Genomic DNA, 13,583 nt, shown 5'->3' on the forward strand with positions numbered 1-13,583 from the left:
ATCCCCTGATCCCGGAGACCCGCCATGACCCAGATCCTCCCCGCCGCTGCCCCCGCCCGCCTGCGCGTCGTCCACCTCGTCGATGACGGGAACTGGGGCGGCGTCACCCGCGGCATGAAGTTCCTCGGCCGCGATGCCGACCTGGCCGCCTCGGCACAGCATTCGGTCGTCACCGTCAGCCGCAGCGCGCTGTCCGCCCCGGCGCTCGAGGCCGATGTGATCGTCTCGCATCTGGCGATCAGCTGGCGCGCGCTGCCCTTCCTGACCGCGCTGCGCGCCCGCTATGCGCATCTGCCGATGGCCCATGTCGAGCACAGCTATTGCGAGGGCTTCGTGGCCGGCAACGTGCTGCACCGGCTGCGCTTCCAGACCCTGCTGCGCAGCGCCTTCGCGATGTTCGACCGGATCTGCTCGGTCAGCGCGGCGCAGGGCGAGTGGCTGGTGGCGCGCGGTCTGGTCGGGCGCGAGCGGCTGCAGGTGCTGCGCTCCTGCGGGGGCGTCGCCGATTTCCTCGACCTGCCGCTGGCCGAGGGCGCGCCGCGCGCCTTTGGTGCGATCGGCCGTTTCGACCGGCAGAAGGGGTTCGACCTGCTGATCGAGGCGTTCCGCCGGGTCGCGGTGCCGGGCGCGACGCTGACGCTGGTGGGCGACGGGCCCGAGCGCGGCCGGCTCGAGGCGCTGGCCTCGGGCGATCCGCGCATCGGTTTCGCCGGCTATTCGGCCAGCCCCGCGACGATGATGCGCCGCTTCGATGCGGTGGTGATGCCCTCGCGGTGGGAGGCCTATGGCCTTGTCGCGCTCGAGGCGATGGCGGCGGGGCGGGATCTGCTGGTCTCGGGCGTCGACGGGCTCGCCGATCACGTGGGGCGCGGCGCGCGGCTGTGCCGGGGGCGGGCGGCTGCGGACTGGGCCGCGGCGCTCACCGATCTCGCGGCGCAGGATCCGGCGCAGGCCTGCACGCGCCGGCTGGCCGGCCGTGCCGCGGTGGCCGGCGCCGAGGCCGAGTTCCGCGCGGGCTATGACCGGCTGGTGCGCGGCCTGACCGTGGCGCCCGAGCTGGCGCGGGCGGTCTGAGCGCTCAGGGCAGGATCGCGAGCCAGGCCCAGATCGTCAGCACCGACATCGCGGTGGCGACCAGCACCGAGGAGGCGGCGACGCGTTTCGCCGCGCCATACATGTTGGCGAAGATGTAGGTGTTGACGCCCGGCGCCATCGCCGCGCTCATCACCACCGAGCGCAGCCCCGCCGCCGGCAGGTGGAACACCCATTGCGCCAGCACATAGGCCACCGCCGGATGCACGACGAGTGACAGCGTGGTGACCATGGCAATCGCTCGGCCGTCGCCCGCGGGCTTGTAGCGCATCAGCACGCCGCCAAGCGCGAAGAGCGCCGCCGGCAGCGCCGCGCGGGCCACCATGTCGATCGCCGCCCAGCCCGGCTCGGGCAGGTCCTGTCCGGTGAGCGCGGTGAAGCCGCGGATCGCGAAACCGCACAGGATGCCGATCACCATCGGCGTGGTCAGCACACCGCGGATCGCGTTCACCGCCACCGTGCCCAGCCCCGCGCCCCGCGAGCGCGTGGCCTCCATCGTCAGGATGCCGGCGGTGAACAGCAGCGGCGAGTGGATCGAGATGATCGCGAAATTGCCGTCGAGCGCGTCGTGGCCATAGGCGCGCTCGGTGATCGGGATGCCGAGCAGCAGCGCGTTCGAGAACAGGCAGCAAAAGCCGATCGCCGCCGCGTCGACGGGGGTGCGGTCGAGCCAGAGCCGCGACAGCGCGATGCCGAGGCCGAAGGCGACGAAGGCCCCGACATAGAACGAGATCATCAGCCCCACGTCATAGCTGGCACCAAGGTCGAGCTTGGCGATCGAGCGCGCCAGAAGCACCGGGATCGCGAAGGTCTGCGCAAAGCGCATCACCCCGTCGATCGCGCTTTCCGAGATCAGCCGGCGCCAGGCGGCGAGATAGCCGAAGCCGAGGACCAGGAAGACGGGCAGGACGACGTTGACGAGGCCGCTCATTCGGCGGCGAACTCCAGCACCATGCCGTCATAGGCGGCGCGGATGTTCTCGGGCGTCTCGGCCTCGACCGCGTCGTGGTCGAGGTCGATGTGCATGTTGGTCAGCACCCCCGAGGCCGCGCCGGAGCGTTCGATCCATTCGAGCGCGAGGGCTAGGTGGGCATGGGTCGGGTGCGGTGTGCGGCGCAGCGCGTCAAGCACCCAGCAGTCGAGCCCGCCGAGATGGCGCCAGGCCTCTTCGGGAATGTCGCTGACGTCGGGCAGATAGGCGAGCCCGCCGATGCGGAAGCCGAGCGCGTCGATATTGCCGTGTTCGACCCGGAACGGGGTGAAGCGGATCGGCCCGCCGGCGCCGTCGATCTCGAACGGGCCGTGGATCGCGCGCAAATCGCAGATCGGGTGATAATTGCTGTCCGGCGGCTGCACGAAGGCATAGCCGAAGCGGTTGATCAGCGCCTCCTGCGTGTCGCTGTCGGCCCAGACCGGCAGGCGGCGGCGCATGTTGAAGGTGATCTGGCGCAGGTCATCGAGGCCGTGCACATGATCGGCGTGGCTGTGGGTATAGACCACCGCATCGAGCTCGCCGACCTCGGCGCGCAGCAGTTGCTCGCGCATGTCGGGCGAGGTGTCGATCAGCACCCGGGTGATGCCGGTGGGCGCCACCCGCTCGACCAGCATCGAGCAGCGGGTGCGGCGGTTCTTCGGGTTCTCCGGGTTGCACTCGCCCCAGATGCCCCCGAGGCGCGGCACGCCGCCGGAGGAGCCGCAGCCGAGGATGGTGAAACGCATGCGGGTCATCGGGCGGCCTTCGTGAAGAGACGGTCGAAATTGGCGGAGGTGGCGGCGGCGAAGGCGGCATAGTCGAGGCCGAAGACCTCGGCGCCGACGGCCGCGGTCATCGCGGTATAGGCGGGCTCGTTGCGCTTGCCGCGCTTGGGCTTGGGCGCAAGATAGGGGCTGTCGGTCTCGACCAGGATCCGGTCGAGCGGCGCGGCGGCGAAGATGTCGCGCACCTCCTGCGATTTCGGGAAGGTCGCGATGCCCGACATCGACAGGTAGAAGCCAAGATCGATCGCGGTGCGGGCCAGCTCCGGGCCGGACGAGAAGCAATGCATGACGCAGCTGAAGGGTTTCTCCTTCATCCCCGCGGTCAGGATCGCGGCGGTGTCCGCGTCGGCGTCGCGGGTGTGGATGATCAGCGGCAGGCCGGTCTCCTGCGCCGCGGTGATGTGGACGCGCAGCGAGACCTTCTGCACCTCGGCGCTGTCCGGGGTGTAGTGATAATCGAGCCCGGTCTCGCCCAGGCCGACGAATTTCGGATGGCGGGCGAGGGCGATCAGCTCGTCCACCGTCGCCATCGGTTCCTCGGCCGCGCTCATCGGATGGGTGCCGGCGGCATAGAAGACGCCGTCATAGGCCTCGGCGATCGCCCGTACCGCTGGTTCCGAGCGCAGACGGGTGCAGATCGTCACCATCCGGGTGACGCCGGCGGCGCGCGCCCGCGCGATCACCTCGGGCAGTTCCTCGGCGAAATCGGGGAAATCGAGGTGGCAGTGGCTGTCGACGATTTCGGAAATGGGGGGGATTTCGGAAATGAGGGTATTGTCAGCCACGGGCCTTGTCCTTTCGGCGCGGTGCCGTCAGGCGGCGGCCGCGGTCATCTCCAGAACCATATCCATCACGAGGGCGGCAGGGTCAAGGTTGACCCCCTTGCCGTGACGGGCGCGGGCGCCGAGGCTTTGGTGAAGTGACGCCCATTTCATCGCCGCCGCCCCGTCGGGGGCAAGCCGCGCCATCAGCTCGGCCTCGCCCGGTGCGCCCTCGGGCATGGGCGGGCCGACCAGCCCGGCGCGGGCAAGGCGGGCCAGGAAGAGCTCGATCAGCCCCAGAAGCAGGTCATAGCGCGGTTCGTTCGCCTTGCCGGTGATGCTGTCGGCCAGCGCAATCGCCTTTTGCCGGTCGAGCCGGGGCAGGGTGGCGAAGAGCGCGACGAGCGCCGCATAGGTCTCGAGCCCGCCGAGGTTCAGAAGCCGGATCGCCTCGCCGACCGAGCCGGAGGCGAGCGCCGCGAGTGCCTGTTCCTCGCCTTCGGTCTCGGCGCCGGCGGCGGCAAGCGCGCGCGCCATGTCGGCAGGGGCAAGGGTGGCGAGCCGCAGCTCGCGGCAGCGCGAACGGATCGTCGGCAACAGCCGCGCCGGCTGATGCGTGACGAGGAGGAAGGTCACCCGCTCGGGCGGTTCCTCGAGCAGCTTCAGCAGCGCGTTCGCGGCCTGGGTGTTCATCTCGTCGGCGGCATCGACGATCACCACGCGCCGCCCGCCCTCGGCCGCCGAGAGCTGCAGGAAGTTCTTCAGCTTGCGCACCTCGTCGACGCGGATGTCGAGCGAGAGCGCGCTTTCGGTGGCGTTCGGGCCGCGTTTCAGCACGAAGACCCCGGCCTCGGAGCCCGCATGGATGCGCCGGCACACCGGGTCGTCGGGGGCGGTGTCAAGGTTCGTGGGCGGTTCGGGCGCGCCGAAGAGGCCCGCGGGCTCGGCTGCGCCGCGGGTCAGCAGGAAGCGGGTGATGCGCCAGGCAAGCGTTGCCTTGCCGGTGCCGCGCGGGCCGGTCAGCATCCAGGCGTGGTGCAGCCGGCCGGTGGTGAAGGCGGTCAGGAAATCGGCCTCGGCGCGCTCCTGCCCGAACAGGGCCAGGGTGTCGCGCGGGTGGGGGGCACCTTCGACCTGTGTCGGGTCGGGCAGGTCCTCGGCGCTCATGCCCGCGCCCCGAGCGCCGCGCGCGCGGTCGCAAGGATCGCGGCCGAGACCTCGTCCTTCGGCGCGGCGCCGTCGAAGATGCGGAAGCGCGGTGCGAATTCGCGGGCAAGCGCCAAGAAGCCCGCGCGCATCCGCACCTGCAGATCGAGACCGAAATCCTCGAAGCGTTCCTCCTTGCCCTGCCGGCCCTTGGCGCGGGCAAGGCCCACTTCGGGCGGCAGGTCGATGAGGAAGGTCAGGTCCGGCTCGCGCCCGATCATCAGGCTGTGCAGCTGGTCGACGAGGCCGCGCAGGTCGCCGCGGCTGAGGCCCTGATACATCCGCGTGGAATCGGCGAAGCGGTCGCAGATCACGATCCGGCCGGCGGCGAGCGCGGGCGCGATGGTGCGCTCGAGATGGTCGCGGCGGGCGGCGGTGAAGAGCAGGATCTCGGTCTCTGCCGACCAGCGGTCCGGGTCGCCTTCAAGGACAAGGCGGCGGATCTCCTCGGCGCCGGGCGAGCCGCCGGGCTCGCGCGTCAGCACGACGTCATGGCCCTCGGCCGTCAGCGCCTCGGCCAGCAGCCGCGCCTGCGTGGATTTCCCCGATCCGTCAATGCCTTCGAAGGTGATGAACATCCGGCCTCAGCTGTTCGCGCCGGAGGCGGCCTGGAAGGCGCGGGCCGAAAGCCGGCCGATCGCCGTCTTCATCCGCACGAGGAAGCCGCCCTCGGCGACATCGGCGGTGGCGACAAGCGGCACCGTCGTCGGCTCGTCAAGGCCCGGGATGTGGATCACCAGCTGGCCGAGCGCGTCGCCCGCCTTCACCGGCGCCTGCACCGGACCGTTGAACACCGCCTCGGCCTTCACGCCTTCCTTGGCGCCCGCGGGCAGCAGCAGCGTCACGTCCTCGGCCGGCGCCAGGCCGACCTTCGGCGCGGCGCCGAGCCAGACCGGCGCCTCGGCGAGCTGCGTGCCCTTCGTCGCCATGGTGTTCAGCACGAATTGCCGGAACGCCCAGTTCGCCACCGCCTCGGCCTCCTGCGCGCGCTCGGTGTCCGAGGCCATGCCGGACAGCACGAAGACGATGCGCCGCTCGCCCATCACCGCCGAGCCGACAAGGCCGAAGCCCGCCTCTTCGGTGTGGCCGGTCTTCAGCCCGTCGGCGTGCCAGTCGGCGGCCGAGATCTTCAGCAACGGGTTGCGGTTATGCGCGTTCGCCGGGGCGCGGTCCTTGTAATTGTAGGTCGTTTCCGAGAACAGCGGGTAGTATTCCGGGAAGGTGGTGATGATGTGGGCGGCGAGCACGCCGAGGTCGTGCATCGACATGCGCTGGCCCGGGTCCGGCCAGCCCGAGGCATTGGCGAAGGTCGAGTCGGTCATGCCGAGTGCGCGGGCGCGTTCGGTCATCAGCCGCGCGAAGGCCTCTTCCGAGCCGGCGAGCCCCTCGGCCACCACGACGCAGGCGTCATTGCCCGAGTTGATCGCGATGCCCTGCATCAGCTCGCGCACCGAGGGGCGGTCGAGCTCGTTGAGGAACATCGTCGAGCCGCCCATCTGCTTGGCCCGGGTCGAGACGGCGAAGGTGGTGTCCATCGTCACCCGGCCGTCGCGCAGCGCGTCGAACAGCAGTTCGAGCGTCATCAGCTTCGACATCGAGGCGGGGGGCAGTGGCACGTCCGCGTTCTTCTCGAGCAGCACCGTGCGGGTCGTCATGTCGTAGACCCAGGCGGAATTGGCCCGGGTCTCGAAGGCGCGCGCGGGAAGCGCTGCAAGCAGCGCGAGGGTCAGGACGGCGGCGAGGCGGAGAAACGGCATCGGGACGGGACTTCCTTATTTCGTGACGGCGTAGGCGTCGGGATAGCCGAGGCCCTGGATCTTCTTGAGCAGCGCATCGCGCTCGCCCGCGCCCGAGGCGGGGCCGGCGACGACGCGCCAGAAGGTCTTGCCCTGGCTCTGTTCGGTGCGCACGGCGGCGGGCACGCCCGCCTTCTTGATCTGCTCGGCGGCGCGCTTGGCGTTCGCCTCGACCGAGAAGATGCCGATCTGCACATAGACCTTTCCGGCCGGCGCCTTGGCGGCCGGCGCGGCGGGTTTTGCCGGCGCGGCGGGGGCCGCGGCGGCGGGTTTGCCTGCGGCGGCGGGCGTGGCCGGGGCAGGGGCGGGCTTTTCGCCCGGTTTCGGCGGCTTCGCGCCCTTGTCGGCAAGCGGCTGTGCCGCGATCGGTTCCGGGGCGGCGATCACCGGGTCGGTGACGATCGGGGCGGTGCCCTCGGCCGGGGCCTCCTCGCGGCGCAGCGCGACGACCGAAAGCTTCGCCGGCGCGCCGGCAAGCAGGCCAAGCGCCGCCGCGGCGTCCGAGGACACCTGCAGTTTCGGGCCGGGGTTGTCGCGCTCGCGCCGGAACAGCGCGCCGATCACGAACTTGCCGTTCGCGGTGTTGCGGATGATCACCCGTTCGGGGTCCTTCACCGTCGGATGGGCGACCCAGACGCCACCGAGCGAGGGGCGGCCATCCCACAGGCCTTCCTCCTCGACGGAGAAGGCCTGCGGCGCCTCGACGTCACGCTCGACCAGCCGGGCAGAGGTGGCGGGGGCGACATCGGCGGCGGTGCCGTCTGCGGCGGCCTTCGGGGCGGATTTCAGGAAGCCGAAGGGCTGCGTGCCCTCCTGGCAGCCCGCCAGCGCGAGCGCCGCCCCCAGCATCAGACCAAATCGCTTGCCCGGGTGTTTGCCCTGCGTCGTGTCGCCCATCATGCCCCTCTTCGCGCGGGCTGTTCCCGCGTCCGTTGCGGGCCCTGCGGCCCTTGTCCCACCGGCGCGGCCCCCCGCGCAGTCGCGCCGACTGTAGCGTTTCGGGCGTTGCAAGGAAAGCATCCGGGAGCGTCCGGGGCGGAAATCGGCGGCGGGTGGCTTTCAGAATCGCGTGAAGCCCGCTAGGCGGAGCGGGCCGGAAGCGTGGCCGAGTGGTTTAAGGCTCTGGTCTTGAAAACCAGCGTGGGGGAGACCCCACCGTGGGTTCGAATCCCACCGCTTCCGCCAATTTTCGTGGACCTCATCGAACTGCGGCTCCGGCCGATCATCGGGCGTCACGACCGCAACAGGACTGAGATAAGCCTTGGTGCGGCTGGCCGGCAGCCGACGGGAGTGCAGCGCAAGCTGTGCTGTGACCTGACCGCCTGCATGACCTCGGGGCTGGCACGTTGAGCCCGGAGTGATCCGCTCTCGGGCTCGCTTCGCGATGACTTTTGCCTGAGAGGCGCTGCACCTCCGCCATCTGAGGAGGTGCGAGCGTGAGCCCCAAGCTCTTCCTGCCTGGTCAACTCGGGCAGGTGTTCAGGCCAGCTCGTCGGTCAAGGGCTCTTTCTCGAGCCTGGGGGATGTCTGCGGGCTCGCTTCAACGCGTCATGAATCTGGGGGCAAGTTCTCTTTTGACAAATGCGCCAAAGTCCTCGTTTCCAAATACCTCCGGAGGCAGATAGACATAGCTTCCGAGGCTGAGGATCTTAACGGCAGAGATATCCCAGAACATGAAATCATGGTTTGTTATGTTGAAGCCGCTCGTGGTGACCCGTGAAACCACACTTTGTTCAATTGGTATGACGGCAATGTCGAATTTTTCAAACGCATAATCGTAGTCCCACCTGTTGTGCCCGACTGGTCCAAATTTGACATCAGTTCGTGCAATGTGCGGATCCGCTTTGCCGAGGAAGTCAACTATGTGAAAGTCGGCGAAATGATATCCGGCCCCGAGGTAGTGCAGGCCGATTGATCCTTCGTCTGGGCTCATCGCATCATTTACCTTCTGACTTATTCTGATCTGCTCGATATTTTCTGAGCTGTGGAGCCAGAAGATGTCGTTGATAACATTCTTGGAGTTCCATGCGATGACGGAGATCATGAGGAGAGATGGAATTACGATTGCGGAACCTTGAGACAGGTTCGGTCGAACGCGCTCGTCGATCTCATTGAGCAATGTGGCTGTGAGCGTCGGCAGCATGACCAGGAAGAACCTGCCATCCGGGAAAACATCGCCGCCACTTAGGAGGACATAAGCGAGATGGGCGATGCAGGTTGCGATTACAAGTCTCGGGAAAAATCCGCGTGGCCTGAGAATTATGAGGGTGAGAAGGAAGGCGGGAAATAGCCCGGAACGATACGGGTTCATGATGTAGGATCCCCCGGACCGCAGGGATGCCCAGAATCCAAGGTTTTTCAGATGGGCAGTATTGGGGGCAAGATCTCCATAAAAGTGATTCATCAGGAGAAGATATAGTGCTGGAAAAGCCAAGAGAGCAGCGCCAAGCGCATATGTTCTCGGCTTCTTGTAGTCTTCACCTGATGCAATCCACGCCGCGCCAACGGCAACGATGATGAATGCAGAATCCGGCCGTGCAAGAAAAGATATTGCAATCAATAGAATGGTCGTGAACTTTATGCCTTTCCCCGCTTGGACATCCAAGTATGCAATGTAGAACGCGGTGGTGACAAGAAAGGTTTGAGGGATGTGTTCCCAGCCGGTTGCTCCGTAACGGAGGAATGTTGGGCTCATGGCTAGAAAGACGGCAGCGGCAATCTTGAGCGGGAGATTCTTAATGAAGAGCGTTGTGATGGCGATGGTGCAGGCAGATAGCGCGCAACTCAGTATTATGTTGACGATGACGGCCTTGTTGAGGCCCCAGAAGAAAATCGTCGATCCGAGAAATAACGGCCAGAAGAGACTGGTGTTGGCTGCGACCGCTTCGTTGCGGTTGTAATATGGGACGCCATATTCCGAGAAATTTCTGGCAACGCGCATGGTGATCATGTGGTCATCTGCCGTGTGCACATATGTCGTGCCGTCAATTCGTATGAGTTCGAAGTTTCCGGTGTAAATCAGCACCAGGAACGCGGATGCCAAGATTGACAAGAACACCGACAAGTTGAGCATCCTTGCGGAGATTTTTGATTCTTGATGATTTTCCAAGCGCCTCGCTCCTCGCGTCAAATGCTGGATCTCTTGAATATCCGTTCCGGAATTAACAGAATGATCGCCATGATAAGTCACCATGCTCCGCGCACATATATGATGTCGCGCCGCCGCCGGACGGCCTGCAAAATCGCCGCGGCCACCTCCTCGGGCTGCGCTGTGAGCCAGGCGGGCAGGTCCATGCCTGCGGTCATCCGGGTCGCGACAAAGCCCGGCAGCACCGTCACGACATGCACACCCCGCCCGGCCAGCCGGTTGCGCAGACCCGACAGGAAGGCGGTGAGGCCCGCCTTGGCCGAGCCATAGACGTAATTCGCGGCGCGGCCGCGGTCTCCGGCGACGGAGCTGATGCCGACGAGGGTGCCGGCTCCTCGCGCCTCGAAATGGTTGGCGAGCACGGCGAGGATGCTTGCGGGGCCTTCGTAATTGCTTCGCATCACCCGGAGCGCGGTGGCGATGTCACTCTCGTTCTGCGCCTGCTGCCCCATCGATCCGACCGCACAGACGGCGATCTGCGGCAAACCGGGCAAGGCGCGGACGAAGGCTTCGTGCGTCTCGGTGGCCAGCGCGTCGAACTCGTGCACGGTGACCGGGACGCCGTGGCGCATCGCGATCTCCGTCCGCTCGGCAGCGAGGGAGGCGGCGTTGCGGGCCGCCAGCTGGACGGGATGACCGAGCGCGGCAAACCCCTCGGCCACCGCTCTGCCGATGTCCGAGCGCGCGCCGAGAATGAGGACCGGCGGTCTTGTCGCGGGCCCGGCCCTCATGTCGGGGCCGCCAGGCGCGTGTCGCAGAACACGAAGCGCCGATCCAGGTGGTATTTGACGATATAGCCGACGGCGAGGCCGAGGATCGCGCCGATCTCGCGCATCATGTCGGTCTTCCAGAGCAGCCAGAACCCCGTTTCGGCCCCCCAGAAGATCGCCGTGGTGACAAGCCCCATCGCGGTGTAGACGGTGAACTTGCGGCTGTGGTTCCTCACACCGGTTTCGACGTCGTGAAAGATCCAGCGCTTGTCGAGCAGATATTTGAGAACCAGCCCGACCAGTGTTCCCGCCCCGACGGCGGCGGCGAAATGCGGGCCCGTCTGCCCGAACTGCAGCACGATCCGTTGCATGGCAAGATTGGCGAGTGTCGCGATCGCGGCAAAGCTGCCATAGCGCAGGATGAGCGTGCCGAGCGTCACGTCAGCGCTCCGGCAAGGACGAAGAGGAGGATCACCAGAAAGCAGATCTGGCTGATCCGGTCCTTGGCGGCATAGACGACCGGGTCGTCGTGCATGTTGCCACGATGGGCGACCATGACCGTGCGCGTGATCCAGTAAAGCAGGACGGCGCAGACCCCCCACAGGGCTTCGGGATGGGCATAGATTTCGACGACGGCCGGGGAGTTGACGTAGAGTGTCAGCACCAGCACCGAAACATAGCCCGAGGCAATCGGGATCATCGTGATGATCGGCAGATCGTCGACGGTGTATCCCCTCCCGCTTGGCTGCAGATTGCCGCGCTCGGCGCTGTCGATCAGCTCAGCCTGCCGTTTGACCGCGGCCAGCGCGAGGAAGAAGAAGACCGAAAAGGCGAGCAGCCAGACCGACAGCGGAATCCCGGTTGCGACGCCGCCGGCGACGATCCGGGCGGTGTAAAGCCCGGCCAGAACACAGATGTCGATGACCATCCGGCGCTTGAGGTTGAGGGAATAGGAGGTGGTGAGGGCATAATAGGCGATCATCGTCAGCACAAAGGCCGGGCTGATGCTCATCGCGAGCAGGCCTCCCAGAAGAAGCAGGCCCGCCGCCATCCAGGTGCCGTGGGCAATCGGGATGCTGCCCGAGGCGAAAGGGCGCATCCTCTTGCGCGGATGGGCGCGGTCGGCCGCGAGATCGAGCAGGTCGTTCAGCACGTAGACGCTTGAGGCGACCAGGCTGAAGCAGACAAAGGCGAGCAGCGAAAGAACGGCTGTCTGGCCGTCGAACTGATGGGCCGCCAGCATTGGCAGGAAGACCAGCAGGTTCTTCAGCCACTGATGCGGGCGCACCGCCTTGATGTAGGGTTTGACCGAGCGCGTTTCGGTGACAAGGTGTTCGACCCTGCCGCAATCGCGCTCGGCCTCCCGGCGCAGCGCCGCCGGAGCGTTGACGGTTATGGCCCCGGCGGCCCGTTTCCAGATCGCCAGATCGGCCTTGTTGTCGCCCATGTAGGAAAAGCCCTGCGCTCCGAACCGCTCCTCCAGAAACTGCCCCTTGCGGTCTCCCTTGAGATTGAGCCGGCCATCCGACCCGTATGCCTCGTCGAAGAGACCGAGATGAGCGGAAATCGCCTCGGCGAAAGCGCTGTCGCTGGCGGTGACGAGCGCGGTCTTCCCGCCAGCGTCGCGCCAGGATTGGATGAAGGCAAGGACCTTTTCGTCATAGGGCAGGGTGGAGGCCTCGACCGCCGAGGTCGACGCCAGATGGCGTTTCAGCGCCGCCCGGCCCGCCAGCAGCGCCGCAACCGAAAGGAATGGGCTGCGCCAGTCCTTGCTGAATGCGGACCAGAAGCTTTCAAACAGCATGTCGCTGCGAAGCAGCGTTCCGTCGAGATCGACGACGAGTGTTTCGCGGGCATTCAAAATCATGAACGGCCTGTCTATACCTGTTCGGAGTGACGCGGCATCTGCTCCGATAAAAAAATATACCCTGCACCGAATTGATCCGGTGCAAGCAAAGTCCCGGATGTTTCCGCCAGCCAAATTTCTCGCGGCTATTTAATCAGAACGGCGATGCGGGCTCGTTTCAATCTGGACGTTGCGCAATTCGTGCAGAAAATCGGTCGGTCGGGGTGAATGGGCTTTTCGCGCAACAGAAACAGGGCGAATTGCGGCCATTTCCATCATCGGGAGAAAAGATGAGCGAGATTCATCGCGGCGCATTTTGATTCCCGGGGACCGGCGAACCCGTTTCCCGAAATGGGCACGGGCCCGATCCTCCGCCTCGTCAGGGCCGCGCCATCGGTTCAAGGTGCGCCTTCAGGTCGGCAACCAGCGCATCGGCCACAGCCCGCACCCGCGGTGCGCGGCGCATGTCGGCGTGCAGGATCAGATAGAGCGGCCGGCTGAAGGCGGGCTGGCGCGCCGGATAGGCGCAGAGCGCCGGGTCCGTCGCGCCCAGAAAATGCGGCAGCAGCGCCAGCCCGAGCCCGGCGCGTGCCGCCTGTGCCATCGTCGCCATGTCGTTGCTGCGGATCGCGGGCTCGGCGCCCGCCATCTCGGCCTCGAGCCAGCGTTTCTGCGCCAGCCCCGGCAGGCTGTCGTCGAAGCCGATCCAGCGGCGCGGTGCCGGCCCCTCGGGCAGGCCGGGCGCGCCGTAAAGCCCGTATCCGATCTCGGCGATGCGCCGCGCGATCAGGTCGCCGGTTTCCGGCAGGCCGATGCGCAAAGCGATATCGGCCTCGGCGCGCATCATGTCGGCCTCGCGCCGGCTGCCCTCGAGGTCGATCGTCAGCCCGGGATGCGCCGCGCTCAGCGCCGCGACGGTGGGCATCAGAAGTTCGGCAAGCAGCACCGGCGGCGCCGAGATCCGCACCCGCCCCGCCATCGGGTCCTGCTCGCGCGCGATGCGGGCAAGGCCGAGGATCTGCGCTTCGACCGCGCCGGCCTTCGCCAGCAGCTCCTCGCCCTCGGCGGTCAGGCTCCAGCCGCTGGCGAGCCGGTCGAAAAGGCGCAGCGCCAGTGCGGTTTCAAGGCTGGTGACGCGGCGCGCGACGGTCGAATGTTCGACCCGCAGCGCGCGCGCCGCCCGCGACAGGCTGCCCGCGCGGGCGAGCGCCAGGAAGAAGCGGATGTCATCCCATTGCAGCGCGGCAAGCTCGTCCATGTGCCCCT

The 13,583-nt window shown here is 66.9% G+C and carries 13 protein-coding genes and 1 tRNA gene; 2 read left to right on the forward strand and 12 right to left on the reverse strand.

The annotated features are described in order from the left end of the window. Positions 1-24: 24 nt before the first annotated feature. Positions 25-1,074, forward strand: coding sequence for a glycosyltransferase (locus AC0QTQ_RS05815; protein ID WP_480258678.1), 1,050 nt, complete (start codon positions 25-27; stop codon positions 1,072-1,074). A 4-nt stretch (positions 1,075-1,078) separates the two neighbouring features. On the opposite strand, the gene AC0QTQ_RS05820 is transcribed toward AC0QTQ_RS05815, so the two are convergent. From AC0QTQ_RS05820 to AC0QTQ_RS05850, 7 genes are read right to left on the reverse strand one after another with little or no spacing between them, the layout of a single operon-like run. Next, positions 1,079-2,023 (reverse strand): AEC family transporter, encoded by a 945-nt coding sequence (locus AC0QTQ_RS05820; RefSeq protein WP_480258679.1) that lies wholly within the window; start codon positions 2,021-2,023, stop codon positions 1,079-1,081. Next, positions 2,020-2,820, reverse strand: coding sequence for an MBL fold metallo-hydrolase (locus tag AC0QTQ_RS05825; RefSeq protein WP_121530397.1), 801 nt, complete (start codon positions 2,818-2,820; stop codon positions 2,020-2,022). Before AC0QTQ_RS05825 ends, AC0QTQ_RS05820 begins: the two co-directional genes overlap by 4 nt. Beyond that, entirely contained in the window at positions 2,817-3,617 is an 801-nt protein-coding gene (locus AC0QTQ_RS05830) for a TatD family hydrolase (protein ID WP_121530474.1), read from the reverse strand. Before AC0QTQ_RS05830 ends, AC0QTQ_RS05825 begins: the two co-directional genes overlap by 4 nt. Before the next feature lie 45 nt (positions 3,618-3,662). After that, entirely contained in the window at positions 3,663-4,778 is a 1,116-nt protein-coding gene (locus tag AC0QTQ_RS05835; protein WP_480258680.1) for a DNA polymerase III subunit delta', read from the reverse strand. Next, positions 4,775-5,395: a dTMP kinase gene (gene tmk / locus AC0QTQ_RS05840; RefSeq protein WP_480258681.1), complete on the reverse strand. Its 621-nt coding sequence runs from the start codon at positions 5,393-5,395 to the stop codon at positions 4,775-4,777. Before tmk ends, AC0QTQ_RS05835 begins: the two co-directional genes overlap by 4 nt. A gap of 6 nt (positions 5,396-5,401) precedes the next feature. Further along, the gene (locus tag AC0QTQ_RS05845) at positions 5,402-6,574 is read right to left on the reverse strand and encodes a D-alanyl-D-alanine carboxypeptidase family protein (RefSeq protein ID WP_480258682.1); all 1,173 of its coding nucleotides are present in this window, start codon (positions 6,572-6,574) and stop codon (positions 5,402-5,404) included. Positions 6,575-6,589: 15 nt separating this feature from the next. Next, entirely contained in the window at positions 6,590-7,513 is a 924-nt protein-coding gene (locus AC0QTQ_RS05850; RefSeq protein ID WP_480258683.1) for an SPOR domain-containing protein, read from the reverse strand. 195 nt (positions 7,514-7,708) lie between these two features. Here AC0QTQ_RS05850 and AC0QTQ_RS05855 point away from each other — a divergent pair. Continuing rightward, positions 7,709-7,798: transfer RNA gene (locus AC0QTQ_RS05855), tRNA-Ser, on the forward strand. A 355-nt stretch (positions 7,799-8,153) separates the two neighbouring features. Here the strand turns inward: AC0QTQ_RS05855 and AC0QTQ_RS05860 are convergent. The 5 genes from AC0QTQ_RS05860 to AC0QTQ_RS05880 all read right to left on the reverse strand — a co-directional run bounded on the left by AC0QTQ_RS05860 (position 8,154) and on the right by AC0QTQ_RS05880 (position 13,575). Then, the gene (locus AC0QTQ_RS05860) at positions 8,154-9,806 is read right to left on the reverse strand and encodes a hypothetical protein (protein ID WP_480258684.1); all 1,653 of its coding nucleotides are present in this window, start codon (positions 9,804-9,806) and stop codon (positions 8,154-8,156) included. Further along, positions 9,800-10,492 (reverse strand): SDR family oxidoreductase, encoded by a 693-nt coding sequence (locus AC0QTQ_RS05865; protein WP_480258685.1) that lies wholly within the window; start codon positions 10,490-10,492, stop codon positions 9,800-9,802. Before AC0QTQ_RS05865 ends, AC0QTQ_RS05860 begins: the two co-directional genes overlap by 7 nt. After that, complete coding sequence (locus AC0QTQ_RS05870; protein WP_480258686.1) at positions 10,489-10,911, reverse strand: GtrA family protein; 423 nt, start codon at positions 10,909-10,911, stop codon at positions 10,489-10,491. Before AC0QTQ_RS05870 ends, AC0QTQ_RS05865 begins: the two co-directional genes overlap by 4 nt. Then, the gene (locus AC0QTQ_RS05875; RefSeq protein WP_480259198.1) at positions 10,908-12,338 is read right to left on the reverse strand and encodes a UbiA family prenyltransferase; all 1,431 of its coding nucleotides are present in this window, start codon (positions 12,336-12,338) and stop codon (positions 10,908-10,910) included. Before AC0QTQ_RS05875 ends, AC0QTQ_RS05870 begins: the two co-directional genes overlap by 4 nt. A gap of 358 nt (positions 12,339-12,696) precedes the next feature. Next, positions 12,697-13,575 (reverse strand): LysR family transcriptional regulator, encoded by an 879-nt coding sequence (locus AC0QTQ_RS05880; protein ID WP_480258687.1) that lies wholly within the window; start codon positions 13,573-13,575, stop codon positions 12,697-12,699. Positions 13,576-13,583 lie beyond the last annotated feature (8 nt).

This window comes from Paenirhodobacter sp. YD-8 (genome assembly GCF_056590935.1).